The sequence below is a fragment of the Streptomyces sp. NBC_01775 genome, assembly GCF_035917675.1.
Classification (GTDB): domain Bacteria; phylum Actinomycetota; class Actinomycetes; order Streptomycetales; family Streptomycetaceae; genus Streptomyces.
In genome coordinates this window covers 6,537,411-6,562,774 of the sequence record NZ_CP109104.1, presented here as the reverse complement: position 1 = coordinate 6,562,774, position 25,364 = coordinate 6,537,411, and the positions used below count along the sequence as shown (strand labels likewise).

At 69.8% G+C, this 25,364-nt stretch carries 23 protein-coding genes and 1 tRNA gene; 8 read left to right on the top strand and 16 right to left on the bottom strand.

What is annotated here, in order from left to right; genetic code table 11:
• Positions 1-24 precede the first annotated feature (24 nt).
• From OHB04_RS29210 to OHB04_RS29195, 4 genes are all read right to left on the bottom strand, one after another.
• A complete protein-coding gene (locus tag OHB04_RS29210; RefSeq protein WP_326693145.1) occupies positions 25-216 on the bottom strand; it encodes a hypothetical protein in 192 nt (63 codons plus the stop codon).
• Between the two features lie 460 nt (positions 217-676).
• Positions 677-910, bottom strand: coding sequence for an ElyC/SanA/YdcF family protein (locus OHB04_RS41960; RefSeq protein WP_442814974.1), 234 nt, complete (start codon positions 908-910; stop codon positions 677-679).
• A gap of 675 nt (positions 911-1,585) precedes the next feature.
• Positions 1,586-1,825 (bottom strand): hypothetical protein, encoded by a 240-nt coding sequence (locus tag OHB04_RS29200; RefSeq protein ID WP_326690614.1) that lies wholly within the window; start codon positions 1,823-1,825, stop codon positions 1,586-1,588.
• Between the two features lie 216 nt (positions 1,826-2,041).
• Entirely contained in the window at positions 2,042-2,335 is a 294-nt protein-coding gene (locus OHB04_RS29195) for a hypothetical protein (RefSeq protein WP_326690613.1), read from the bottom strand.
• A gap of 233 nt (positions 2,336-2,568) precedes the next feature.
• Between OHB04_RS29195 and OHB04_RS29190 the strand changes: the two genes are divergently transcribed.
• Positions 2,569-2,796, top strand: a complete 228-nt coding sequence (locus OHB04_RS29190; RefSeq protein ID WP_326690612.1) for a holin — start codon at positions 2,569-2,571, stop codon at positions 2,794-2,796.
• 216 nt (positions 2,797-3,012) lie between these two features.
• Here OHB04_RS29190 and OHB04_RS29185 read toward each other — a convergent pair.
• Positions 3,013-3,087: transfer RNA gene (locus OHB04_RS29185), tRNA-Val, on the bottom strand.
• Positions 3,088-3,260: 173 nt separating this feature from the next.
• Here OHB04_RS29185 and OHB04_RS29180 point away from each other — a divergent pair.
• Positions 3,261-4,517 (top strand): hypothetical protein, encoded by a 1,257-nt coding sequence (locus OHB04_RS29180; RefSeq protein ID WP_326692967.1) that lies wholly within the window; start codon positions 3,261-3,263, stop codon positions 4,515-4,517.
• A 137-nt stretch (positions 4,518-4,654) separates the two neighbouring features.
• Positions 4,655-5,362, top strand: a complete 708-nt coding sequence (locus OHB04_RS29175) for a DUF4383 domain-containing protein (protein ID WP_442814973.1) — start codon at positions 4,655-4,657, stop codon at positions 5,360-5,362.
• Positions 5,363-5,443: 81 nt separating this feature from the next.
• Here the strand turns inward: OHB04_RS29175 and OHB04_RS29170 are convergent, their stop codons facing one another.
• The 3 genes from OHB04_RS29170 to OHB04_RS29160 all read right to left on the bottom strand — a co-directional run bounded on the left by OHB04_RS29170 (position 5,444) and on the right by OHB04_RS29160 (position 10,292).
• Entirely contained in the window at positions 5,444-6,202 is a 759-nt protein-coding gene (locus OHB04_RS29170; protein WP_326692965.1) for an HAD family hydrolase, read from the bottom strand.
• Positions 6,203-6,408: 206 nt separating this feature from the next.
• Complete coding sequence (locus OHB04_RS29165; RefSeq protein WP_326809546.1) at positions 6,409-8,994, bottom strand: phosphoribosyltransferase; 2,586 nt, start codon at positions 8,992-8,994, stop codon at positions 6,409-6,411.
• Between the two features lie 119 nt (positions 8,995-9,113).
• Positions 9,114-10,292 (bottom strand): HpcH/HpaI aldolase/citrate lyase family protein, encoded by a 1,179-nt coding sequence (locus OHB04_RS29160; protein WP_326690611.1) that lies wholly within the window; start codon positions 10,290-10,292, stop codon positions 9,114-9,116.
• Positions 10,293-10,493: 201 nt separating this feature from the next.
• On the opposite strand from OHB04_RS29160, the gene OHB04_RS29155 reads away from it, so the two are divergent.
• The gene (locus OHB04_RS29155) at positions 10,494-11,756 is read left to right on the top strand and encodes a TerD family protein (RefSeq protein WP_326690610.1); all 1,263 of its coding nucleotides are present in this window, start codon (positions 10,494-10,496) and stop codon (positions 11,754-11,756) included.
• A gap of 61 nt (positions 11,757-11,817) precedes the next feature.
• On the opposite strand, the gene OHB04_RS29150 is transcribed toward OHB04_RS29155, so the two are convergent.
• The 6 genes from OHB04_RS29150 to OHB04_RS29125 all read right to left on the bottom strand — a co-directional run bounded on the left by OHB04_RS29150 (position 11,818) and on the right by OHB04_RS29125 (position 16,473).
• The gene (locus tag OHB04_RS29150) at positions 11,818-12,576 is read right to left on the bottom strand and encodes a TerD family protein (RefSeq protein WP_326690609.1); all 759 of its coding nucleotides are present in this window, start codon (positions 12,574-12,576) and stop codon (positions 11,818-11,820) included.
• Positions 12,577-12,706: 130 nt separating this feature from the next.
• Complete coding sequence (locus OHB04_RS29145; RefSeq protein ID WP_326690608.1) at positions 12,707-13,867, bottom strand: DUF475 domain-containing protein; 1,161 nt, start codon at positions 13,865-13,867, stop codon at positions 12,707-12,709.
• 76 nt (positions 13,868-13,943) lie between these two features.
• Positions 13,944-14,519: a TerD family protein gene (locus OHB04_RS29140; RefSeq protein WP_326690607.1), complete on the bottom strand. Its 576-nt coding sequence runs from the start codon at positions 14,517-14,519 to the stop codon at positions 13,944-13,946.
• Between the two features lie 122 nt (positions 14,520-14,641).
• The gene (locus OHB04_RS29135; RefSeq protein ID WP_326690606.1) at positions 14,642-15,217 is read right to left on the bottom strand and encodes a TerD family protein; all 576 of its coding nucleotides are present in this window, start codon (positions 15,215-15,217) and stop codon (positions 14,642-14,644) included.
• A gap of 183 nt (positions 15,218-15,400) precedes the next feature.
• Positions 15,401-15,859: a peroxiredoxin gene (locus tag OHB04_RS29130; protein ID WP_326690605.1), complete on the bottom strand. Its 459-nt coding sequence runs from the start codon at positions 15,857-15,859 to the stop codon at positions 15,401-15,403.
• 176 nt (positions 15,860-16,035) lie between these two features.
• Positions 16,036-16,473 (bottom strand): DUF3052 domain-containing protein, encoded by a 438-nt coding sequence (locus tag OHB04_RS29125; RefSeq protein ID WP_326690604.1) that lies wholly within the window; start codon positions 16,471-16,473, stop codon positions 16,036-16,038.
• Between the two features lie 499 nt (positions 16,474-16,972).
• Here OHB04_RS29125 and aceE point away from each other — a divergent pair, with 499 nt between their 5' ends.
• Complete coding sequence (aceE, locus tag OHB04_RS29120; protein WP_326690603.1) at positions 16,973-19,720, top strand: pyruvate dehydrogenase (acetyl-transferring), homodimeric type; 2,748 nt, start codon at positions 16,973-16,975, stop codon at positions 19,718-19,720.
• Positions 19,721-19,835: 115 nt separating this feature from the next.
• Here aceE and OHB04_RS29115 read toward each other — a convergent pair whose 3' ends face one another.
• Positions 19,836-20,309: a peptidase inhibitor family I36 protein gene (locus OHB04_RS29115; protein WP_326808626.1), complete on the bottom strand. Its 474-nt coding sequence runs from the start codon at positions 20,307-20,309 to the stop codon at positions 19,836-19,838.
• Positions 20,310-20,547: 238 nt separating this feature from the next.
• Positions 20,548-22,164: an MFS transporter gene (locus OHB04_RS29110; RefSeq protein WP_326690601.1), complete on the bottom strand. Its 1,617-nt coding sequence runs from the start codon at positions 22,162-22,164 to the stop codon at positions 20,548-20,550.
• Positions 22,165-22,320: 156 nt separating this feature from the next.
• On the opposite strand from OHB04_RS29110, the gene OHB04_RS29105 reads away from it, so the two are divergent.
• The 3 genes from OHB04_RS29105 to OHB04_RS29095 all read left to right on the top strand — a co-directional run bounded on the left by OHB04_RS29105 (position 22,321) and on the right by OHB04_RS29095 (position 25,317).
• On the top strand, positions 22,321-22,965 hold the full coding sequence (locus tag OHB04_RS29105) for a TetR/AcrR family transcriptional regulator (RefSeq protein WP_326690600.1): 645 nt from the start codon (positions 22,321-22,323) through the stop codon (positions 22,963-22,965).
• 118 nt (positions 22,966-23,083) lie between these two features.
• Positions 23,084-24,361: an alpha/beta hydrolase gene (locus OHB04_RS29100; protein ID WP_405803346.1), complete on the top strand. Its 1,278-nt coding sequence runs from the start codon at positions 23,084-23,086 to the stop codon at positions 24,359-24,361.
• 77 nt (positions 24,362-24,438) lie between these two features.
• Positions 24,439-25,317: a DUF4429 domain-containing protein gene (locus OHB04_RS29095; protein ID WP_326690599.1), complete on the top strand. Its 879-nt coding sequence runs from the start codon at positions 24,439-24,441 to the stop codon at positions 25,315-25,317.
• Positions 25,318-25,364 lie beyond the last annotated feature (47 nt).

The following is a 25,364-nucleotide window of genomic DNA, read 5'->3' as shown; positions in this document are numbered from 1 at the left end:
CGAGCGGCGCGTGGTTCCGTACGGTCAGCGGTTCTTGAGACCGTTCTTGCCGAGGATCGGCGGCACACCCTTCAGGACGTCCACCACACTCTTGGCGGCTCCGCCCTTGCCCGAGCCGCTCTTGGGGCCCGGACCCGCGGCCTGTGCCGTGGCGGCGGGCACGACAGCGACAACCAGGGCCGCGACGGCAGCGGCGGTGGCGAGGGATCGGCGCATGGGGTTCTCCTTCGTGGTACCGAGTGCCCGGCATTCCGATGGCCGGGCCTTCAGCCCCGGTAACGACCACACACCCCCAGAAGGCACGCGCCCCCAGCCCCCACAACACCCGGACGTGACCCCGCCTCGACTTTTCACACACAGGGGTCCCCGACTCACGGGGAGCGCCCCCGCGTCCCGCGCGGAACGGAGCAGTACCACGTTGACCTGCTTGGAGGCCCAACTCAGCAGCCCGACGGCGTGCTTGGGGGCTCGCCCGGGGCCCGTCGGCTCCTGCGTGATCATGAATCCCTGCTCGGGGTAGCGGAGCAGCCGCTGGAGCGCGCCCACCAACATGCCGATGACCAACTGAGCGTCCCCGAGGGAGTCCACGTCTCCTCGAACCTCATCGGGGCCACGCGCTCACGATCTAGACCTCGGCCCACGGCTTGGGTGCTGCGGCGTACGCGCGGCGTTCCTCCTACGGCTTGCCGGCCAAGAGCACCGACTCCACGTCGATGCCGGCTTCTTCGAGGACGGCCCGGGAGAGGCGGACGTTCTCTCCCGTGTTGCACGCGTTCGGCTCCACGAGCACATCCGGGCTGGGCACGCCGAGCTCAAGTGCTCGCTCACGGTAGTGGATTGCCTCGCCCCGCGGCATACGTACCTTCGCCGTAGGGCTCGTGGAGCCGGCGAAGACGATCAGTGGAGCCATGCCCCGCTGGCAGAGGTCCACCGTTGTGTCGGCCACGCCCAGCCCAGGTCGTGGCTGCCGAGATCCACAGTCACAGAGCACGGCGCCGCAGCCGGTGATGCATCTGATGAAAGTCCCGGATACGGCGGGCGTCCGACCGTACCTGCGTCGAGATCACTGCTCGTCCTTCCGGCCTTTGTCGACTCAGGAACCTGAAGTCGTACGCCCACGCGAAGGCGCGAGGCGGCGTGCACCCCGATGGGCGGCCATCGGCATGCACCCCGATGGGCGGACTCAACCACGGTGTCATCCGCCGTGTATGCGCTCGGTGAAGCTCCATGACGGTTCGCCGGCCGGCAGCCAGAAGAGATTACCCTCGGCCGGCATCGGGATACGGGCGAACAGCTCTTCCCGCATATGGTCGATTTCTTACCCGGCATCGTACAGCGCACGAAAGCCGCCGCCGCGGCCGACGGAGCTCGCACCGAGGAACTGCGAGCCCTCACGACCCGTCAGCAGAAGCGGGCGGGCGGGCGGGCGCGAAGTGGATGGAAAAGGGTCTCGTATTCGCCTCCGAACAGGCTTCGTCTCGCCTGGGCGAGCACGGGGTCCCCGCCGAGGAGATCTCGAAGCTCGTCGGACACCGGAGTACGAACGAAACCGCGGTCGTCTGTCGCAAGCAGCTCCTCCTGTTGTTCAGAGGCTTTCCCTTCTTCGTGGTGTTTGCTGGATTTCGGCCCCCTTGAAGGTCAGCTCTTCGGCGTGCATGCCGTCCTCGGGTGCGGAGCGCCCCGAATGGACTCCCCAGACATCTTCCGTCGTCTTCAGCGCGTCCATCGCTTTCCCCGAGAGGGGCACCGTGCGGAACCCTGCGGTGGTCTTCGGCATGGCCTGCCGCACCAGTCTCCCGTGGTCATCCACGATGATCTCCCGCATTGACGCGGTCGCCTCTTCACGGTCGACGTGGTGCTGGCGCAGGCCCGGTGTACTCGCCCACCGCATCCCCGACTCCTGCGCGAAGTCGACGAGCGGATGACGCACTCCGCTTCCCGGTCGCCCGGCGACAGACTGAGGACGAAATGCGTATGAGGCCGGGGACGCTACAGCACTCCGAGGCGGACCACGTCCGGGCTCAGGCGGACCTCGGAGCCGCTATGCCTGGACCCACAGCTCGGTGTACTCCCAGTGGGGGTAGTTCACGCACTTGTATTTCTTCCACTTCCCGTTCTTTACACCCCAGTCCCCACGGTTGATGCAGGCAATCCTGGTGCTATATGAACCTTCCTTCCACTCGTGTCCGTCCGGGGACGGCGGGTCATCGTTCATGTGCAACGTGCGGGAGGCGCGACTATCGGGCGTCGCTGCATCACCTGCGGCGATTCCCGCAGTTCCCAGCGTGACCAGTACGGCGAGCGCCGCAGCCGTGACAGAGGTTCGGGTACGCATGAATCTCCTTACCAGTCCGGAGTCCGACGAGTACGGCATTCCCGCAGAAAGCGAGCTAAAGGCGATTCCGGCGACAGGAGGATCACTACCGTCGAACGAGTGACGAGCTGCTGAGCCATGGACTGCTGATCGACGTGATGATTCCCGCGAGGAATGCAAACTGAACGACTTCGTTTTCCCGGACCAGCCAATAGCACCAATCCGTCGGGATTCGAGAATCGCGGGACTCGCGAATGTCCCGGCAACACCCACGGCGAGATATCTCCATAACCACTTCTGCTTTCTGGCGCGCCACTGCCGAGCACGCCATACGCACCTTCGCCCAGGGCCGTACTCGCGCCTTCGCCCAGGCCGTACTCGCGCTCCTCGGCGGCGACGGGCTCGGCCTGCTCGACGTCGACTGGGACCCGCGCTCTCCGTCGGCGGCCTGGCCGCCGTCCTCGCCCTGCCGACCGCCGTAGCCGGCTCGGGCGGCACGGAGGGATGCTGCCGGCGTGCGTACTGGTCGCCCTCGCGGAGGCCGTCGTCGTCATCCGGGCCCGCATCGACCACGAGCCCGGGCGGGCGGACGCCCCGGCCAGGGCGGTACGAACGGCGAGGTGGACTCTGATCATGAAACGGCCCCCGGGGGAGCTCCCTCCGGGGGCCGTTCAATCAACCTGACGTGCCGCTAAGGCTGGTGGGCACAACTGGGATCGAACCAGTGACATCTTGCTTGTAAGGCAAGCGCTCTACCGCTGAGCTATGCGCCCTGACGTGGTGAGAGGACAGAGTACCTTGCCTGGCCGCTCGCGGTGCAAGCCAAAAGGGGCTCCTGAGAGCGGTCGCGAACTAACCAGCTCGTGTGTTCGTTGTCCTCAGGTGGGAGAATGACCACCGGTCGAGTATCGACGGGCGCATACGGGGAGAGGGTTTCGTGGCGGCGATGAACGGCGGCGGTACCCGCCGCTGGGGCTGGGGCAGTGGCCGCGCGGAGAATCTGCGGGCCGACGCGCAAGCCGCGAAGGACGCCGCCGCCGCCGCCTTCTACGAGCTGGACACCGCTCAGCGCGACCTGCGCATCTCGATCGAGACGATCAGCGCCGTCGACAGCTCCCCCGCCGCCCGGCAGGCCGTCGCCGGCTTCGCGGACTTCGGCACGCGCATCGACAGCGTCAGCCACGACTACATCACCGCCGTGGACTCCCACGATCTGGACCGCGACGACCTCGACACGGGCGCCGCCGCCCGCGCCCGCTCCGAGCTGGACAAGGCGCGGCAGGACCTGGAGCGCGTCAAGTCGGAGCTGGACCGGTTCGCCGAGAGCCTGGGCCCGGTGCTGACGCAGGCGGAGAACCAGCTCGCGCGGCTCGCGCCCGCCGTGGAGCGGGCCCGGCAGGGCCTCCTCGCGGCCAGCAACGCGCTGGACGCGGTCCGTGGCAAGGGCCTCAAGGCCGACGACCTGGCCGCCCGGCTGGCCCGGCTCTCCCCCGAGCTGACCAAGCTCAACGAGGGCGCGGGCGCGCACGGCGTTCAGGAGACGGTGCAGCGCGCCGACAAGGTCGTCAGGGAGGCCGAGGCGATCCGTGGCGAGGCCGAGCGGCTGCCGGAGAAGGCCGCCGACATCGACAAACGCCTCACCTCCCTCCGTACCCGCACCCAGGCCCTCCAGACCCGCGCTGGGCAGGTCGAGCCGGTGCTCAGCGAGCTGCGGCGACGCTTCAGCGTGGCGTGCTGGCAAGACCTCCAGCAGGTGCCTCAGCAGGCGGAGCACTCGGCGCGGCAGGCCGACGAGAAGCTGCGGGAGGCCCGCACAGCGCGCGAGGAGCAGCGCTGGCCGGATGCGACGGCGCTGCTGTCGACCGTCAGAGCCCTGCTCAACACGACGGACGAGGCGGTGAAGGCCGCAGGTGAGCGGCTCCAGCGGCTCAACGAAGTCTCCTTCGACCACAGCAAGGAGGTCGAGCGCACCCGTTTCGCGATCCGCGACGCGCAGCGCCTGGCGATGGCCGGGCGCAGCACGCCCGACCCCCGGCACGCGCAGCCCCTGGACAGTGCCGTGGAGCGGGTGGACCGCGCGGTCGCCTCGCTCACCGGGCGCCACCCGGATTACTGGCATCTGCTGACCGAGCTGGACGCGGTGAAGGAGACGGTGCAGCTCGTGGTGGAACAGATCCGCCACGAGCGTGCCGGGGGACATTAATCCTGGGTCCAGGGAGCACTGACCCCGGGGCTGAGGAGGCTGCGTACTGGGCCCCGGTTGAGGTCCTGGGCTCAGGGGCGGATGCTGGAGAGCGAGAGCTGGGCGCCTCCAGAACCGTTCCCGAGGGAGGCCGGATCATGGTCGTGAGCCACCCGTCGCACACCGGCCCGTCGCACCCCCGCCCCTCGCACATCCACCCGCACACCGGTCGGCACTCTCAGCAGCGGAAACCGCCGAGACGGCAGCTCCTCAACGAACACATGCCGGCGCACCACAAGCTCAGCCGCATCTACCGCGTCGGCGCGGGGCTGGTGGGTGCGGGGCTGGCGGGCTTCGGCATCCTGGGTCTGGTCGACCAGATCGGGTTCCTCGACACAGGGGGCGACCGGGTCGCCGGGCTGAACACCAACGGCGCGCTGAGCGTGCTGTCCGTCGTGGTGGGAATGCTGCTCTTCTACGGGATGGTGCGCGGCGGCAACTTCGCCTCCAGCCTCAACATCACGCTGGGCGCCCTGTTCGTCCTGAGCGGGTTCGCCAACCTGGCGCTGCTGGACACGGGGTTCAACCTGCTGGCTTTCGGCCTCCAGAACGTGCTGTTCAGCTTTGTCGTCGGACTGCTGCTGCTGATTTTCGGCATGTACGGGCGCGTGGGCAGCGCGCTGCCGCACGACAACCCGTACTGGCAGCACCGGCACCCCGACCAGACCGAACGCGAACGGCACGCCTCGGCCGCCGCACGGGGCCACGAACTGCGGCGCAAGGCCTCGCTCTACGGAGGCGAGGAGCTCGACAAAGGCGAGGAGCTCGACGGCGGCGAGGATGGGAGCGAGGGCCAGCGGGACTGACGGCGGAGGAGGCGCGTGGGGGCGGGCGACCCGGTCTCGCGTGCCGCCGGGCGCCCCTCGTCACACCGCGGACGCCCCCCGTCACGCCACGGGCGCCCCTGCGCCCGCCGACGTCAGCGCCGCGCCCATCGCGCGCAGGATGGCTTCCCCCGCCATGACCCCCTGTTCGGTCAGTGCCCGCACATGCCGCGGGTCCCAGCCGCTCTCGGCCAGTTCGCCGTGCGCGGGGCGCCAGCCCCGGTCCGCGGCGTGCAGCAGGTCGGCGTCCAGCAGGGAGTCCCCGGCCGCGAAGGTAGCGGGGCTCCCGGTGCGGCGCGCCACCTCGGCGACGGCCGCGCTCTTGGTGAGCGGGCGCGGCACGGCGTAGATCTTGCGGCCCTGGAGCGAGACGTTCCAGCCGCGCGGGCCCGCCCAGTCGGCCAGCTCCTTGACCCAGGTGTCGGGCAGCAGCGAGCGCTCGACGACGAGGTAGACGAACAGATCGTCCGCGATCCGCTCCTTGCGCAGCCACGCGTCCTGCGCGTGACGCAGCATGTGTGCGCGTACGTCCGCGAGCGGCGCGCACTCGGTCAGCCGTTCGCGGACCACGGCCTGCCACTCCGGGTCGCTCACGCCGTCGACCAGCAGGTGGCCGCCGTTCGCACAGACGGCGAAGCGCGGGGCCGGCCCCGGCAGGCTGACGCGGCGGTACTGCTCGGGGGTGCGGGTGGTGGCGGGCACGAAGAGTGTGCGGTCCGCGAGTTCGGCGAGCAGCGCGGCGGCCCGCTCCGTCATGAAGGAGAGCGGCTTGTGCTCGTACATCTCGACGCACAGCAGCCGTGGCGCCTCGGCGTCGGGCATTGTCAGATCCAGCGCGGCGGCGGAGTAGATCAGCGTTCTGTCCAGGTCACTGGCGATCAGCGGAAGCGGACCCCCGCCGCTTCCGTCCCCGTCCCCGCGTATGTCCCCGCCTGCGTCCCCGTCCCCGCGCATGTCCCCGCGCACGTCCTCGCCCCCGTCCTGCCCCACGTGTCCCTCGCCATGTCCCCGACCCTCGTCCTGGTGTGTCACCGGGCCGCCCTTCCGTCGGCGCCCGTGGCACCGCGCGTGTAGCGGGGGTGGATCAGGCCGACGCAGGTGTAGGGCAGGTCGTCGGTCTCCTCGACGGGCACCCCGCGCTGCCCGGCCAGCAGCCGTACGTGGTCGAGGTCGGCGCCGGCACCGCGCTGGGCCAGTACGCGCCACGGCACGCGGCGCAGCAGCACACGCGTGGTCTCCCCGACACCCGGTTTGATCAGGTTCACGTCCCCGATGCCGTAGGACTGGCTGATGCGCTCCACCGCGCGCCAGCCCTCCCAGGTGGGCGCCCGGTCCGCGCCGGCGAGCGCCGTGGCGTCCCGCCCTGCGGAGGCCCGTGCGGCCTCGAAGCGGGCGGCGACCGTGTCCAGGAAGTGCCGGGACAGGTCGCTGTCGGCCAGCTCGCGGTAGAACTTGGCGCCGTGGAAGTCGTCCGGCCCGATCAGGCCGGGGCGCAGGACGGTGCGTGATATGAGCCCGGAGACCGTCGAGTTGAGGCAGGCGGAGGGGATGAGGAAGTCCTCGCGCGTGCCGTAGGTGCGCACGCAGGAGCCCGGATCGGCGAGGACGGCCAGGTCCGGGTCGAATCCCGGATGCCCGGCGAGCGCCTCGGCCAGCTCCCGCGTGATGGCGCCCTTGCCGGTCCAGCCATCGACGAACACCACGTCGGCGGGGTCGTGGTGGGCCGCCAGATAACGCAGCGCGTTGGTGTCGATGCCGCGTCCGCGCACGATCGAGACGGCGTAGTGGGGCAGGTCGAGCCCGTGCGCGTGCTGAGCCCAGCGGCGCATCAGGATGCCGACGGGCGTGCCCGCACGCGCGAGCGACACCAGCACGGGGCGGGGACCGCGCTCGGCGAGCACCGTCTCCGTCACGGCACCGACGGCACGCGCGATGCGCTCGGCCGAGCCCTCCAGCGCGCTGTGGAAGAGCCGCTGATACTCCTCGGAGGGCTGGTACTCCACCGGCAGCGACTCCGCGTAGTGGGCGCCGCCGGCCTGGATGGCCTCCTCGCGCTCCTCGGTGGGTGCCTCCAGCTCGACGCCGGACAGGTCCCGCAGCAGCCAGGCGACGTCCTCGGGCGCGTACGAGGAGAAGGCGGGCCCCCGCAGGGGCCGGGCGAGGGGCCGAGACCGCGGCCGTGGCAGCGTCGGCGCGGCGGGCGGAGCCCCGGGGACGTAGGAGGGGATGACGGCCAGCAGCACGTGCGGGGCACATCCGGCCAGCTGGTCCAGGAGGCCGCCGGGAGCGTGCAGTTCGGTGGTGTCGCCCTCGCTGTCCACGACGGCCACGACGGCGTCGAAGCCCTGCCCCGCGACGTTGTAGGCGTAGCGCTCACCGGGGTCGTCCTCGTCGCTCGAACAACGGTGCGCGTCGTGCGCGGGGAAACGCAGCGCGCTGCGTATCGCGTAGCCGGGGACGTCGACGGCGAGGACGGGCGAGCGGGTGGTGGTCGAGAAGCGGATCTCGGCGGCGCCCTGGGTGCGCTGCTCCAGTTCGGCGGCGAGCCGCAGGGGCGCGTACATCAGCTCCTCGTTGCCGAGGACGAGCACGCGCGGCGGCGAGGTCCCGGCCGGGACCGTACCGGCCGGTGCGGACGGACCCCGCCCGGTGGCCTGCCCCTCCCCCGCGAAGTCACGCACCGCGGTGTCCTGCCCCGCGGTGTCCTGACCCGCGACGCCCAGCCCCGCCGACTCCAGCTCCGTCAGCACCCGTCCGGCCATGCCGGGGAGCGCTGTGTCCAGCCGTTGCCGCTCCTCGGGGCCGAAGCCGTGCCGTCCGCCGTCGGGCAGCCCCTGCGGCCAGCCGAGGTCCACCCGGCGTACCGCGGCCCCGGCAGCCCCGGCGACCCCCTGGTGCGGGACGGCGTCGGCGTCCGGGCCTTCGCCGTGTGCGGCGACCAGTTCCCGGCCCCGCTCCAGCACGGCGTCCGGGAGCCGTACCTGGCCGGAGGCGAGGGCGACCACCTGGACGCGGGTGCCCAGGTCGGCCGCGAACTTCTCCAGGGACGCCACATCGGCCGGGGCGCGGGTGTCGACCAGCGCCGCGACGACGTAGCGGTCGCGCGGCCGGTGCGCGTGCAGCGCGGCGATGGTGTTGCGCACGGTCCTGCCGGTGGACAGCTCGTCGTCGACCAGCACCAACGGGCCCTCCCCGCCCAGCAGTCCGGGGTCCTCGGGCAGCAGCAGGTGCGAGGTGGCGTGGCTGTGCTCCTCCTCGAAGCCGCCCGCCGGGTCGACGCCCGGCACCCGTCGCCGGGTGGAGTGCAGGCAGGGGACGTCTCCGATGCCGTCGGCCACGCCGTGTCCGAGCCCCGTGGCGGTCTCGGCGAAGCCCAGCGCCACGCAGCGGTCCGCCTCGGGGCCGCCCAGCAGCTCGCGCACCTGTTCCCCCAGGCGGACCCCGGCGCCGACGATCCGGCCGGGACTCTCCGGCACGTGCTTGCCGAGGACGCGGGAGACCAGCAGGTGGGCCCGCCGCGGATTGCGGCGCAGCGCCAGCCCGAGCAGGTCCCGCAGCCCCTCGCCCTCCAGGCGCACACCGAGCCGCTCGGCCACCCAGGCCCCGGCCCACACCTCGCCACCACCCACAGCGCCCGCGCCGCCGCCCGTATCAGGCGCGCCGCCACCCACAGCAGCCACCTCGGCGCTCGTACCCGCCGCGCCGCCGGTGCTGTCTCCTCGTATGTCCGCGCTCACTTGACTCCCGCCGCCAGCATTTCCACAAAACTCACACCCTCGCGGGCCACACCGAAGACCTCGCCGCGCAGCAGCGTGCGTTCGGCCCACGCACGGTGCGGCTTCACCTCGTTCATCTTGTTCGTGTACGCGGAGCGCACCACTCCGCCTCCACCGCGCTCGGGGCGCAGCACATCGGTCGCGTCGCAGAACTCCTCGTGGCTGACGACCGAGAGCGCGTGCACCGGCGCGACATGTGAGGGGTGGATGCAGGTCTTGCCCAGCAGTCCGTTGGCCCGGTCCAGCTCGATCTCCCGGAGCAGCCCGTCCATGTCGTGCTCGATCAGCGCCGTTCGCACGTCCTCGGCGCGCCCGCTCAGGAAGGGACTCTGCCGCAGCTGTGGCTTGAACATCCGCTCCTGTGGCCGGAAATACTCCCACACGGGTCCGGTCACGGTGAATCCGGTGCCATCCGCCCTGCCCAGGACGTTCACCACGTCCGCGATGACGGAGGCGACGAGCTGCACGTCGTACGCGGTCATCTCCGGCGTGCGGCGCAGCCCGTAGGCGGAGCAGAAGTCGGTGACGCCCAGGCGCAGCGCGAGGACCCGGTCGCGGTACTTCTCGACGGTCCTGACGATGCCGGCCAGAGCTTCGGTACGCGTCTCGATGTGCAGCAGCTCGGGCGACTCCAGCACCGGCATCGCGAACAGCCGCTGCCCGCAGGACGCCTCGGCCTCGGTGAGCGCCTCCAGGAAGAGCGCTCCGCTGTCCTCGGTGAACTTCGGCAGTACGAATCCGGACAGCATCCGCACGGCGGGGCCCAGCCTGCCGACCAGCGCGGGGATCTGCCGTGCCGTGCGGACCCGCACGAACAGCAGCGGCAGCCGCTCGTCGCGCTCCGCCTCATCCAGCCGCTCATCCAGGCGGGCGAGCTGGTGGACGAGGTTGTCCTCGGCCTCCGGGACCTCCGCGTCGGATATCGAATCCTCCAGGCACAGCACCATCGACACCACGCCGCGCCCCGACTGTTTCAGCACGTCCTCGGCCAGCTCCGGCCTGGTCGCGGGACTGTAGAGGGTGGCGCCGAGGGCGACGGCGAGCGTTCTCGCGGGTGCCTGGGCCGTAAACCCGGCAGGCTCGCGGTGGAAGAGCGCGCTCCGGCGCTCAGGCGTCAGATGCCTGAAATGCCGCATGAAGGTCCCCGTCTCGCTGTAACTTTTGTGCGTCCCCCGCACAGGCGCTCATCGTACGTATGAGCAGAGGTCAAGAGTTCTCCAAAACGACAGGACACACATCACTCTCCCTGTATGTACACCTCTCGGTTCGCTTCCTCCGCCGCGTCCGTCGGCGGTTCCGCGTTGTCGAGTCCCGCGGACGAAGGGCAGGATGAGTACATGACGCACGCGATGACGAAGGGATCGAACATCCAGCTGGAGGCCTCGGCGGTGCGTGCCGTCCTCTGCTGGACGCCTGGTGCCGGTGTGCCGGATGTCGATGCCTCGGCGCTGCTGCTCGGCACAGACGGCCAGGTCAGGTCCGACGAGGATTTCATCTTCTACAACCAGCCGCGCCACCCCTCGGGGCTGGTCCGGCACCTCGCCAAGAAGCGCGAGCCCGAGGGCCTGCGCGACACCATCGAGGCGGATCTCTCAGCGCTGGACCCGTCGGTGGACCGCGTCCTGCTGGCCGCGTCCGCGGACGGCGGTACGTTCACCGGCGTACGGGAACTGCGCCTGCTGCTGCACGACGCGAGCGCGTCCGCGGGCTCGAACAGCACGGCGGCCGGCGGTGCGGACGGCACCAAGGGCGCAAAGGGCGGCAACCCGGATGGCGCAGCGGACGGCGCCGGTAACGGGAGCCTGCTGGCCACCTTCGACATCGAGCCGGAGACGGGCTCCGAGACCGCGATGGTCTGCGGGGAGCTGTACCGGCGGGGTGACGGCTGGAAGTTCCGGGCGCTGGGCCAGGGCTACGACACCGGCCTGATCGGGCTGGCCACCGAGTACGGGATCTCCGTCGACGAGGGCGAACCCAGCCAGGAGACGCCCCCGCACGGCACCGACCCCGGCACGGACGCGGGTGTGGACTCGGGCGTGGACGCGGACGCGACCATGGCGCACGTACCCGGCCCCGACACGACGGGCGCGGACGACTTCCGTCTGGTGCCGCCCTCGGGGACCGTCCCGCAGCCGCCCCCTGAGCCCGGCTTCCCCGACCCCGACCCGGTACCGGATCCGTATCCGAGCCCCGCGCCCCAGCCGGAGCCCGGGCCGCCTCCCGGCCCGCCAGGGCCTCCGCCCGGCCCCGGACCCGAGCCGGTGCCCCCGGGCCCCGAGCCCGGACCCGCGCCGGCGCCGGGCCCCGGTCCGACCCCGGGCCCGGACCCGGCACCGGCGCCGCCCCAGCCCCAGCCGGACCCGGCCGGGGTCGCGGCGGCGACCGTGGGGCCACCGCCGTTCGTACCGCCGGACCAGCGGACCACCCAGACCCCGGGCCCGCACCCGCAGCAGCCCGGTTACGGCTACCCCCAGCCGCCCCAGCAGCCGCCCGCCACCCAGCCGGCGTACGGATATCCCCAGCCCGCCTACGGATATCCCCAGCCGGACCCGGCGTTCACGCTGCCGCCCCAGGGGCCGCAGTTCCTCACCCAACGATGACAGCGCGCGGGCCCCGGCCGCATGGCGGCCGGGGCCCGTCGCACGGCCGCACGCCGCCGGGTCAGACCTTGTTGGTCTTGTAGCCGCGGCCCCACTGGAGGCCCCAGCCGTAGAGCCGGTCCAGCTCGGCCTGGAATCCGTAGACGTAGCGGACCTCACGGCGCACCATCAGCTCGCCCTTGACGTTCTCCATCAGCAGCACGGCGCACGAGCGCGCCTGCGGGGCCCGCTCGTCCAGACCGACCTCCACGCGCGGGCCGTTGCTCGGGAAGAGCGTGAGGATGGCGTGGGTACGGTCGAAGGCGGGTGTGCCGTCGTAGATGTAGACGAAGAAGAGCAGGCGTTTGATCTCGTCCCGGTGGTCGAGGTTGACGTAGAGCGTCTCGCCGGAGGGTGAGCCGAACCGGTCGTCACCGGTGAGCTTGACGTAGGGGGGCGCGTTCCAGTCCCCCAGGAAGTTCCCGAGCGGCTGGACGACGCCCTTGCTGCCGTCCACCAGCTCGTACATGCACGCGAGGTCGAGGTCGACATTGACGACGCCCTGGGTGTGGGCCTGCACCACGTGGGGCTTGAGCATCTGGAGCGGGTGTCGCAGCGAGCCGCTGCGCCGTGGCCTGCCGCCCAGGTCGGAGCTGCGCATCCGCCACGAGAGGTTGACCCGCATGCTCCCGCTGTCGGCCCCCTGTTTGGTCAGTGACAGCTCGGCGTTCCGTTTGGTCAGCTCCACCGCGTACGTCGAAGCGCCGCCGACCGTATCGAATTTGGGCCCGCGGCGGGACATCCCCACACCGCGCCGCCAGTTCTCCCACAGGGAGACCATCCCGCACCCCCACTCAGTGCTCTGTGCACGCTCTGCCTACGCGGCGGGGCGGCTCCGGAACGGGGCGGAGCCGTTGGCTCGCGCCGTTTCGAAGCCGCCCCGCATGGAGCGTTCCTCATTCAGGAGACGGTCACACGCGTGAGGTGACCTCTGATTCCTCGGCCTCGCCCCCGCTGTCGTCCCCGTCGGAGCCCCCCTCGGCCTCGATGGCGCGATTGCGCCGCACGGAGGACCAGAAGGAGGCAGCGATCAGGAGGACACCCACCATTCCGGTGATGACCTCGTGGATCTCGTACTTGATAGTGACGACCAGGATCACGGCCAGCGCGCCGATCGCGTAATGCGCGCCGTGCTCCAGATACACGTAGTCGTCCAAGGTGCCCTGGCGCACCAGGTAGACGGTGAGCGAACGGACGTACATCGCGCCGATGCCCAGGCCGAGGGCCATCCAGAAGATCTGGTTGGTGACGGCGAAGGCGCCGATGACCCCGTCGAACGAGAAGGAGGCGTCGAGGACTTCGAGGTAGAGGAACATGAAGAACGCGGCCTTGCCGGCCAGTCCGACGGCGGAGGGCTGCTTGCCCGCCCGCTCGGCGGCCTCCTCGGCCTCCTGCTCGCGCTCCTCTTCCTCCTCCAGCTTGTCCTCGAAATGGCTGGAGAGTCCGCCGACGATCAGATAGGTGATCAGCCCCGCGATGCCGGAGAGCATCACCGTGCCCGATTTGTCGGCGTGCATTCCGCCGTGCTGGTGGGCCCCGGTGGCGATGGTCATCGCCGCGACGAGCAGCACGATCAGCGCGATGCAGACCGAGAGCCCGTTCACCTTGCCGAGCCGGGAGAGCGGGCGCTCCAGCCAGCTCACCCACTTGTGGTCGCGCTCGTCGAAGATGAAGTCGAGGAAGATCATCAGCAGGAACAGCCCGCCGAAGGCCGCGATGGCGGGATGCGCGTCGGTGACAAGCTGCTCATAACGATTGGGGTCGTCGAGGGCCACCTGCACTGCCTCGATCGGTCCCACCTTGGCCGTGATGGCGACGATGACGACTGGGAAGACCAGCCGCATACCGAATACCGCGATCAGAATGCCGATGGTGAGGAAGATCTTCTGCCAGAAGGCGTTCATCTTCTTCAGTACGCCGGCGTTGACAACCGCGTTGTCGAAGGACAACGAGATCTCCAGGACGGACAGGATCGCCACGAGGGTGAACGCCTCCCACCCCCAGAAGTACGCCGCTGCGGCGAGCCCCACGGCGGTAACGCCGAAGGACCAGCCAAAGGTTTTCAGGAGCACGGGCTTCCCAATCCGGTATCCGGTCTACAAGTGTGTTCGAAGGGTCTGGGCGCGTCGTCTGCGACGTTGGAGGCGTCTAGGCGACATTGACGCCGAAGTCTAGGGCGATGCCTCTCAGCCCCGACGCGTACCCCTGGCCGACTGCACGGAACTTCCACTCCGCGTTGTAGCGGTACAGCTCCCCGAAGATCATCGCAGTCTCGGAAGAGGCGTCTTCGGTGAGGTCGTAGCGCGCCAGCTCGACGCCGTCAGCCTGGTTGATCACGCGGATGTAGGCGTCGGTGACCTGGCCGAAGGTCTGGTGTCGCGTCTCCGCGTCGTAGATGGAAACCGCGAAGACGACCTTGTCGACCTGCGCGGGAACCAGGGAGAGGTCCACCAGCACCGTCTCGTCGTCCCCGCCGGAGCCGCCGACGAGCTCGTCTCCGGTGTGCTCGACGGAGCCCTCGGGGCTCTTGAGGTTGTTGTAGAAGATGAAGTACTCGTCGCCGAGCACCCGCCCGCCCGAGCACAGCAGCGCGCTCGCGTCGAGATCGAAGTCGGCGCCAGTGGTGGAACGGGCCTTCCAGCCCAGGCCGATCTGGACCTGCGTCAGGTTGGGTGCGGCCTTCGAAAGGGAGACGTTCCCCCCTTTGGCGAGCGTCACGCTCATGTTCTGGTCCTCTCCCCGGTGTGTGATGCCTCCAGTGTGTCCGCACCACCGAGCGCCGCACACCTCCCGGTTACGGAAGTCTGCGGCGCCCGTGACTGCCGGTGTCTGCCTGACCGGGTCGGTCAGACGTTGACGCCGAAGTCCTGCGCGATGCCGCGCAGACCCGAGGCGTAGCCCTGGCCGATGGCACGGAACTTCCACTCGGCACCGTGGCGGTACAGCTCGCCGAAGACCATGGCCGTCTCGGTGGAGGCGTCCTCGCTCAGGTCGTAGCGCGCCAGCTCGTTGTTGTCGGCCTGGTTGATCACGCGGATGTAGGCGTTCCGCACCTGGCCGAAGCTCTGCTGGCGGCTCTCCGCCTCATAGATCGAGACGGGGAAGACGATCTTGTCCACATCGGCGGGCACCCCGGCGAGGTTGACCTTGATGACCTCGTCGTCGCCTTCGCCCTCACCGGTGAGGTTGTCACCGGTGTGCTCCACGGAGCCGTCGGGGCTCTTGAGGTTGTTGAAGAACACGAAGTTCTGGTCGTTGGCGACCTTGCCCTCCGTGTTCGTCAGCAGGGCGCTCGCGTCGAGGTCGAAGTCGCTGCCGGTGGTCGTGCGTGCGTCCCAGCCCAGACCGACGATGACCGCGGTCAGATTCGGCGCCGCCTTGGTCAGCGAGACATTGCCGCCCTTGTTGAGGCTGACTCCCACGAGTCCTCCTGGATAATTGTTCGTAAGGAGCACTGCGTGCCCCCGTATTTGGATGCCGTCAGATCAACGATTCGATCCTAGTGAGCGGTTCCCCTCGGTACAGCCCTCTTACGGGACGGGATTCCGCCTTTCGGTTCGCGAGTGCGCGGCACCCGGGCCCTGCAAGGGACCGGAAGGGGCGTTTCAGAGGCTTTCGAGGGCCTTCACGTAGTCGTCGAGGTCGCGCGCGTCCGGCAGCCCGTTGACGACGGTCCAGCGCACGACACCCTCCTTGTCGATGATGAAGGTCCCGCGTACGGCGCAGCCCTTCTCCTCGTCGAAGACGCCGAAGGCACGGGATGCCTCACCGTGCGGCCAGAAATCGGACAGGAGCGGATACTCCAGCCCCTCCTGCTCGGCGAATACGCGCAGCGAGAACGGCGAATCGTTGGAGACGGCCAGCAGCTGCACGTCGTCATTGACGAACTTCGGCAGCTCGTCCCGCAGCGCACACAGCTCACCGGTGCACACACCGGTGAAGGCGAAGGGGTAGAAGAGCAGGACCACGTTCTTGCTGCCCTGGAAGTCCGAGAGCCGCACGGTCTGGCCGTGCTGGTCCTTGAGCTCTATGTCCGGGGCCTTGGTGCCGGCCTCGATCGCCATGACGGTGTTCCCTTCGGTGAGCGGGACAGATGCGTCCCCCCACCCTATGCACCGAGCCCCTGACGGCCGTGGGCCGGTCAGGGGCTCGGGAAGCACACACCGGAACAACCGGACCTGATCGCCACAAGCGATCGGAAACGGTGCAAAGGTGGCGAATAACGGGACTGGCCGCGGATTCAGCGCTTGTTCGGGGCGCCCTTCGGGGTGACGAGGCGGCTGCCGGTCCAGTCCTTCGCCGCGTTGAAGCTCTTGGTCTGGGAGAGCCCCGCGGTCTGGGACGCCTCACCGATCTCGCTGGGCTCGACGTAGCCGGTACGGCCCGTCTTCGGGGTCAGCAGCCAGACGGGGGCGCCTTCGTCGATCATCGTGGTCGCGTCCACCAGCGCGTCCGTCAGGTCGCCGTCCTCATCGCGGAACCACAGCACCACAGCATCGGCCACATCGCCGTAATCCTCGTCGACGAGCTCCTGGCCGGTGATTTCCTCAATGGACTCGCGGAGCTCCTGGTCGACGTCGTCGTCGTAGCCGATCTCCTGGACCACCTGCCCGGGCTGGAAACCCAGCCTTGCGGCGGGGTTGGTCCGCTCCTCCGCGTGGTCCGCGGTCGCGCTCACGGATTGCCTCCTGATCATGTATCCGAATATGGCTTGCGCCCCGTGTGTACGCGAGGCATGAGCCGTAGTCCACACGGGCGGGCCGGATCACGCAAGTACCCGACCGTCTATCCCGCCCAAACGTTGACGTGTCATCCCACAATGCCTGATCGAGAGTGATTCACACCACATTGAAGCCGTCAGGATCTGCCAGGTTTGCCCAGGCTGTGACGGGGGAGGCGTATGGGTGCCACGAGGAGCCGAACGAACGTTTGCATCCAGCCCGGCCGCCACCACTGCTGGGCGTAAGATCGCGATTTGACCGCCTTCTCCGTGTCTGCTTCGCACCCGGCCTCCGGCCTGCCTTGAGACGTGCTGGGTTACCTCTCGGTAGAGATGACGTAATCGCGGCTGCGGTACACGATGGAGGCGGCGCGACACCCCTCAGAGCACCAGTCCACGGCGTGCGCTGCCGCCCAGCTCGCAGAGCACGACACGACCAATACAGCGAAGGAACAGCGTGGCTTCCGGATCCGATCGCAACCCGATCATCATTGGCGGCCTTCCCAGCCAGGTCCCGGACTTCGATCCTGAAGAGACCCAGGAATGGCTCGACTCTCTCGACGCCGCCGTCGACGAGCGCGGACGGGAACGCGCCCGCTACCTCATGCTCCGGCTCATCGAGCGCGCCCGCGAGAAGCGCGTCGCCGTCCCGGAGATGCGCAGCACGGACTACGTCAACACCATCGCGACCAAGGACGAGCCGTTCTTCCCCGGCAACGAGGAGATCGAGCGCAAGGTCCTGAACGCGACCCGGTGGAACGCGGCCGTCATGGTCTCGCGCGCCCAGCGCCCCGGCATCGGGGTCGGCGGCCACATCGCCACCTTCGCCTCCTCGGCCTCCCTCTACGACGTGGGCTTCAACCACTTCTTCCGCGGCAAGGACGAGGGCGACGGCGGGGACCAGATCTTCTTCCAGGGCCACGCCTCCCCCGGCATCTACGCCCGCGCCTTCCTGCTCGACCGGCTCAGCGAGGCCCAGCTCGACGGCTTCCGCCAGGAGAAGAGCAAGGCCCCGAACGGCCTGCCCAGCTATCCCCACCCCCGGCTGATGCCGGACTTCTGGGAGTTCCCCACCGTCTCCATGGGCCTCGGCCCGATCGGCGCGATCCACCAGGCGCGGATGAACCGCTACATGGAGGCCCGGGGCATCGCCGACACCTCCAAGTCGCGTGTGTGGGCCTTCCTCGGCGACGGCGAGATGGACGAGCCCGAGTCCCTCGGACAGCTCTCCCTGGCCGCCCGCGAGGGGCTGGACAACCTCACCTTCGTCATCAACTGCAACCTCCAGCGCCTCGACGGCCCGGTACGCGGCAACGGCAAGGTCATCCAGGAGCTGGAGTCCTACTTCCGCGGCGCCGGCTGGAACGTGATCAAGCTGGTCTGGGACCGCTCCTGGGACCCGCTGCTGGCCCAGGACCGGGACGGCGTCCTGGTCAACAAGCTGAACACCACGCCCGACGGGCAGTTCCAGACCTACGCCACCGAGAGCGGCGACTACATCCGTGAGCACTTCTTCGGCGGCGACCAGCGGCTGCGGAAGATGGTCGAGGGCATGACGGACGATCAGCTCCTCCACCTCGGCCGCGGCGGCCACGACCACCGCAAGGTCTATGCCACGTACAAGGCCGCCGCCGAGCACAAGGGCCAGCCGACCGTCATCCTGGCGCAGACCATCAAGGGCTGGACGCTGGGCCCCAACTTCGAGGGCCGCAACGCCACTCACCAGATGAAGAAGCTGACGGTCGAGGACCTCAAGGGCTTCCGCGACCGGCTGCACCTGCCGATCCCGGACAGCGAGCTGGAGTCGGGCCTGCCGCCCTACTACCACCCGGGGCGCGACTCCGAAGAGATCCAGTACATGCACGACCGGCGCCGGGAGTGCGGCGGCTACGTGCCCACCCGGGTCAACCGCGCCAAGACACTGAACCTTCCCGACGACAAGGCGTATGCCACCTTGAAGAAGGGGTCGGGCCAGCAGCAGATCGCCACCACCATGGCCTTCGTGCGGCTCTTGAAGGACCTGATGCGGGACAAGGAGATCGGCAAGCGCTTCGTGCCGATCGCGCCCGACGAATACCGCACGTTCGGAATGGACTCCTTCTTCCCGTCGGCCAAGATCTACAACCCGTTGGGCCAGCTCTACGAGTCCGTGGACCGCGAACTGCTGCTGGCCTACAAGGAGTCGCCCACCGGTCAGATGCTGCACGACGGCATCTCCGAGGCCGGCTGCACGGCTGCCGCCATCGCGGCGGGGTCCGCCTACGCCACGCACGGCGAGCCGCTGATCCCGATCTATGTCTTCTACTCGATGTTCGGCTTCCAGCGCACCGGCGATCAGTTCTGGCAGATGGCCGACCAGATGTCGCGCGGCTTCGTCCTGGGTGCGACCGCCGGGCGCACCACCCTCACGGGCGAGGGTCTCCAGCACGCCGACGGCCACTCGCAGTTGCTCGCCTCCACGAACCCGGCCGCCGTCGCCTACGACCCGGCCTACGGCTTCGAGATCGCGCACATCGTCCAGGACGGGCTGCGCAGGATGTACGGCTCCAGCGCCGAACACCCGCAGGGCGAAGACATTTTCTACTACCTCACCGTCTACAACGAGCCGATCCAGCAGCCGGCCGAGCCGGAGAACGTGGACGCGGACGGCATCCTCAAGGGCCTCTACCGCTATCGCGCCGGCGAGCAGGGCACCCACTCCGCCCAGATCCTCGCCTCCGGTGTGGCGATGGCGTGGGCCCTGGAGGCCCAGCGGATCCTCGCCGAGGAGTGGGACGTACGGGCGGATGTGTGGTCGGCGACCTCGTGGAACGAGCTGCGCCGCGAGGCCGTAGAGGTGGAGGAGCACAACCTGCTGCACCCCGAGGAGGAGCAGCGCGTCCCCTACGTCACGCGCAAGCTCCAGGGCGCCGAGGGCCCGAAGCTGGCGGTCTCGGACTGGATGCGGTCCGTTCCCGACCAGATCGCGCGCTGGGTGCCGGGCACCTACCAGTCGCTGGGGGCCGACGGCTTCGGCTTCGCCGACACCCGTGGTGCGGCCCGTCGCTTCTTCCACATCGACGCGCAGTCGATCGTGCTCGGGGTACTGACCGAGCTGGCCAAGGAGGGGCGGGTGGACCGCTCGGCGCTCAAGCAGGCCATCGACCGCTACCAGCTCCTCGACGCCTCGGCAGCCCACCCGGGAGCCGCGGGCGGTGACGCCTGAGGGCTTGACGCCCTGGCGGGGGCCCTCGTGCTCCGCGCCGAAGTCCCCCGGCCGGGGGCGGTCCACGCGATCGCCCCCGGCCGCTCCCGTACGCAGCGGGCCTCGGGCACCCACCTCAGTGCTCCCACACCTTGAAGGCGCGCGCCTTGTAAGGCAGCTGGGGCATCCATGAGCCCGAGGGGTGTGTGGCGAACTCCGCGGTCTCCGCGCACTCCTCGCTCTGGTAGAGCGTCACGGGACGCCCCGTACGGTTGGCCGACGAGACCGCGGTGACGCCGGCCGGGAGGCGCACACAGCTCTCGATGTCGATCCCGCTCAGCTCGTAGGCGCGCGGCTTGCCCCGGAAGCCGGTGCGCTGCCACAGGCACAGCTCGCCCGATCCGCACTTCCCCAGCCGTGGTGACGCCGCTTGCCTCGCCGTGCTGTGCTTGGCTCCCGTGTGGCTCTGCTGGGGTGCCGCCGTGCTCTGCTGGGCTCCCGCTGGATGTGCGGTCAGCGCCGCCAGCATGGCCAGCGCCACCGCCGCTACTGCCCCCGTAGCGACCGTCCCCGCCGCCGTCCTCGGACCTCGTCCGGGCATGCCTGTCATGGCTGATCACTCCCCCCGCTCGTGCCGGGCCCGTTGTCGCCCGGCGTGTGACCAGCATGTCCGCGCCCGAAGCGGCGGGCCAAGAGCAAACGGCCCGGTTCACCGGGACAGGTGGCGGAGTTGTCCACAACTCACGAGTTATCCACCGTCCGGGCGTACCGAGCCGTTCCGGTCCAGGCCGTTTTCCCTACGCGCCGTACGCGCCCGCTTCGCATCAAAGGCGCGCGACCGCTTCGCGTCAGATGTGCACGGACGGCCCCGCGTCGCCGCTGCCGCGGCTGGTGAAGACCGCGACGCCCGCGGCGAGGACCGCCACGATGCCGGCGCAGACGAAGGCCAGGCCCATTCCCGAGATGAACGAGTCGTGCACCACGTGCTTGATCGACTCGGCCATCTGGGCCGGGGTGCCCTTGGGGGCCGGCGGTGCGACACCGACCTCGGCGGCCTCCCGCAGCGCCGCCTCCTTCTTGGCGGGCAGCGGGGGCAACTTGGCCTCGGCCCACTTCGCGGGCAGCTCGCTGCCGACGCGGGAGGCCATCACGGCGCCCAGCACGGCCGTACCGAGGCTGCCGCCGACCTGCATGGCCGCCTGCTGGAGACCGCCTGCGACGCCCGCGTGCTCCAACGGCGCGTTGCCGACGATGACTTCGGTGGCGCCGACCATCACGGGGGCGAGCCCGAGACCGAGTACGCCGAACCACAGCGAGGTGATGCCCATGCCGCTGTCGGCGTCCAGCGTGGAGAGGCCGAACATGGCGACGGCCGCCAGCACCATGGCGGTGACCAGCGGGATACGGGGGCCGACCTTGGTGATGACCGTGCCCGCCAGCGGCGAGGCGACGATCATCATCGCGGTGAGCGGCAGCAGCCGCAGACCGCTGTCGACGGGCGAGAGTCCGTTGACGTTCTGCAGGTAGAAGGTGACGAAGAAGATGCCGCCCATGAAGCCGAAGGCCATCAGCACCATCAAGACGGTGCCCGCGGTCAGCGGGACCGAGCGGAACATGCTCAGCGGCAGGAGCGGTTCCTTGGCCTTGCCCTCCCAGATGCCGAAGCCCGCGAAGGCCAGCACCGAGACGGCGAGGAACGTCAGGGTCTTGGGGTCGCCCCAGTGCCAGTCGGGCGCCTTGATGATCGCCCATACGAGGCAGAACATCGCGACCGACAGCAGCACGATGCCCAGGACGTCGAAGGAGCGGGGCGCGTTCTCGGCGCGCCGGTCGAGCAGCAGCACCAGCCCCATCACCAGCGCGAGCGCGCCGACGGGCACGTTGATGAAGAAGACCGACTCCCAGCTGACGTGCTCGACGAGCAGCCCGCCGACAATCGGCCCGGCGGCCGTCGAGGCACCGATGACGGCGCCCCAGATGCCGATCGCGGCGTTCAGCCGCTCGGCCGGGAAGGAGGCGCGCAGCAGGCCGAGCGCCGCCGGCATCAGAAGCGCTCCGCATATGCCCTGGAGCACGCGGAAGGCGATGACGAGCGAGACGCTGCCCGCGACACCGATCGCCGCCGAGGCGGCGGCGAAACCGACGACGCCGACGAGGAAGGTCTGCCGGTGGCCGAAGCGGTCACCGAGCTTGCCGGCGGTGATCAGGGAAACGGCCAGGGCGAGCAGATAGCCGTTGGTTATCCACTGCACGTCGGCGAGCGAGGCGCCGAGGTCTTTTTGGATCGCGGGGTTCGCGATGGCGACGATCGTGCCGTCGAGGGCCACCATCGCGACGCCGAAGGCGACGGTGACGAGGGTCAGCCACGGGTGTCCGCGCAGCCCGCTGGGGGACTCGGCACCGCCGCCCCCGGAGTTTGCTGGATCCGGCGCGTCGTGCGCGACGGTGCTGGTCTGGGTGGTCATGGCGCGAGGATAATGACAGCCACTGACAATTGACAAACGGGATTATTCGCCGGTAAATGTCAGGTCAATGAGAGAACAGCCGAGGGCCACGTCCTGAAGAGCGAAGACCCGAGCCGCCAAGATATGCGAAACGACGACCCGGAGAAGGAACAGCACGTGACCGGCCTGCGTGAACGGAAGAAGCAGCGCACCAGGGACGCCCTGGTCCTGGCCGCCCACCAGTTGTTCGTCACGCAGGGCTATGACGCCACGACCGTCGACCAGATCGCCGACGCGGTCGAGGTCTCCCAGCGCACGTTCTTCCGCTACTTCGCCAACAAGGAAGAGGTCGCGCTCTTCGTCCAGGACATGACCGAGCGGCGCTTCTTCGAGGGCGTATGCGCCCGGCCCCCCTCCGAGGCCCCTCTTGAATGCCTGCGGCGCACCCTGGATGAGACCTGGGACGACATGGGCGAGGCCATCGAGGCGATCACCCCTCTCAAGCTGCACCTGCGGATGTGCCAGATCATCGAGATCACGCCCTCGCTGCTCGCCGCGCATCTGCGGCACTCCCTGCTCATGGAGCAAAAACTCGTCCAGGAGATCGCCCGGCGCACCGGGGTGGACCCCGAGCGCGACCCGCGGCCCCGGGTGCTGGTCGCCGCCTTCACCGGCGTGATGCTCTCGGCCGGACGTCACTGGGGGCTGCGGGACGGGGTGTCGCTGGAGGAGGCCCGGCGGGTGACCCAGGAGCACGTCGAGCAGCTCGGTCCGGCGCTCAGCGCCAACTGGAGCCGGGACGAGGCGAGTCGCCGAGCATGACGGGCCTCCACATGCCCGCCCACCTTGATCCGAGTACCAGGCGCGAAACGTGAGATGACTCACGCACTTCCTGTCAATTGCGTGGATGGCGGTCGGCATCTCTTAAGGTGGCGCCCCAGTGACTTACTTTTCCGCCCTAGGGAACCCGCTGTCCGGGAACGGCTTCCCCTCGACGGGAGTCCCCGGCACCACGGCCTGGCGTGCACTGCTCGCCCTGGCCGTGGTCTTCGTCCTGCTGGCGACGACCGGATGGACGGCGATCCGCAAGCACGACCTGGCCTCGGGGCCGCGTGCCGCGGCGCTCATGGCCTGGGAAAAGGGCTCGTTCGCCGGGCATCCGCTCCCCGACCCGGACGAGTCCGCCGGCCGTATCGCGCGCTACTTCAAGAGGCTCGACGCCGCGCAGCAGCGCACGCTCGCCCAGCGCTATCCCCTGGTCGTCGGCAACCTCGGCGGGGCTCCGGTGGAGCTGCGCTATCAGGCCAACCGCACGGCGCTCCTCAAGGCGCGCGACACCGAGCGCGACCGGATGACCGACCAGCGGCTGACCGACGAGGGCCGCCAGGACGCGGGGCACCGGATGCACCGCTTCGAATCGATGCTGCGCCCCGGGCGGCAGATCCTCGCCTTCGATCCCACAGGGCGCGGGCGGGCCGCCGAGGTGTTCGGGGACCTGGAGCGCGCCCAGCGCGTCTCGGTGGTCGTACCGGGCGTCGACACCGAGCTGCTGACCTTCGAGAAGTCCTCGCTGCCGTACTCGGCGCCGGTCGGGATGGCCAAGTCACTCCAGCACCAGCAGCACGCCACGGCGCCCTACACGCGCACGGCGACCATCGCCTGGGCCGACTACACGGCGCCCGTCGGCCTCGGCGTGGACGCGGCCTCCGGCGGACCGGCGAAGGACGGCGCCGAGCGGCTCGACAGCTTCATCCGCACGCTGCCCGCCGCCACCCGCGCCGCCTCGGGAGGGGCCTCCGGGGAGGCCGCCTCCCCCAAGATCTCGCTCTTCTGCCACAGCTACGGCTCCGTGGTCTGCGGCGTGGCGGCCCACCGGATGCCGGACGATGTCACCGACATCGCCGTCTCCGGCAGCCCCGGTATGCGCGCCGACAACGCCGCACAGCTGGGAACGAGCGCCCACATCTGGGCCATGCGTGACCGGGACGACTGGATCGCGGACGTTCCGCACATGAACGTAGGCGGCCTCGGCCACGGTGCCGACCCCGTCTCCGACGGCTTCGGCGCCCGTCACCTCTCGGCCGCCGGCTCCATCGGCCACACCGGCTACTTCGCCCCGCACACCCAGAGCCTCGCCAACTTCGCCGCGATCGGCACCGGCTCGTACACGGACGTCGGCTGCGACTCTTCCGACCCGGAGTGCTCTGCCGTCCCCTGAGCCGCCCCCGCACCTAATTACGCGCGTAGCGCGGCAGAGGGGGGACGTGCGGGCGACCGACGCATACGATGGCCCGCATGGGTGACGTACTGGCTGGAATTCACTCCACCTGGGAGTTCGATTCAGACTCCGTGCTCATCCGCTTCGAACGGGGGATCCGCACACCGAAGCTCTTTCACGTGCTCGGAGAGCGGCGCGTCCCGTACGAGGCGCTGAGCGCTGTCGAGCTGGTGCCGGGCGGCAGACGTGGCACCGTGGTGCTGCGCGCCGTGCCGCGCGAGGGCGCCGATCCGCTGCTGGAGGCGGCTGCGGGCCAGCTCAAGGACGGCAGCGACCCCTACCGTCTGGTGCTGCCCGCCGAGCGCGAGACGCTCGCGGACTACTACGCGACGGAGCTGCGGGCCCTTCTGCCCGACCACGCGCGAAAACCCGCGGACCACTACATGGTCGCCGCTCCCGCGCCGCCGCAGAGCTTCAAGGCGTACGACGGCAAGGCGTCCTTCGACGGCAAGGTCGTCGCCTTCCGCTGGTTCTGGACGGGGGCCTCCACGGCAAAGTGGAAGGCGGGTGACCAGTTCTTTCCGGTCGGCGAGCTGGAGGGCGTCGACTGGCGCTCCCCCGAGGGCCTCAGCGGCCATCTGCGGCTGCGTCCGCGCGGGGCCGAGACGCTGGCGGAGGCCGACCAGGACCCGGCCTCGGTGGTGTTCGGCCTCGGATACGGCTCGCTCTACGAGTCGCTGCCCTTCGCGGCCTCGGTCCTGGAGGCGGTGCGCGCGGCCGACCCCGTGCTGGCGCTGGAGAGCGTCTCGTCCACCTCCTCGGCCCAGCAGCACCACCGCTCCGATCCCGCCGATGTCGCCGAACGCATACGGCACCTGGGCGAGCTGCACGACGCGGGTCTGCTGACCGACGACGAATTCACCGCCAAGAAGGCCGAATTGCTCGCCGAACTCTGACACCGGCCCTCCTGTCCAGAGCCCCCGCGTTGTCCCGACCCCACGCG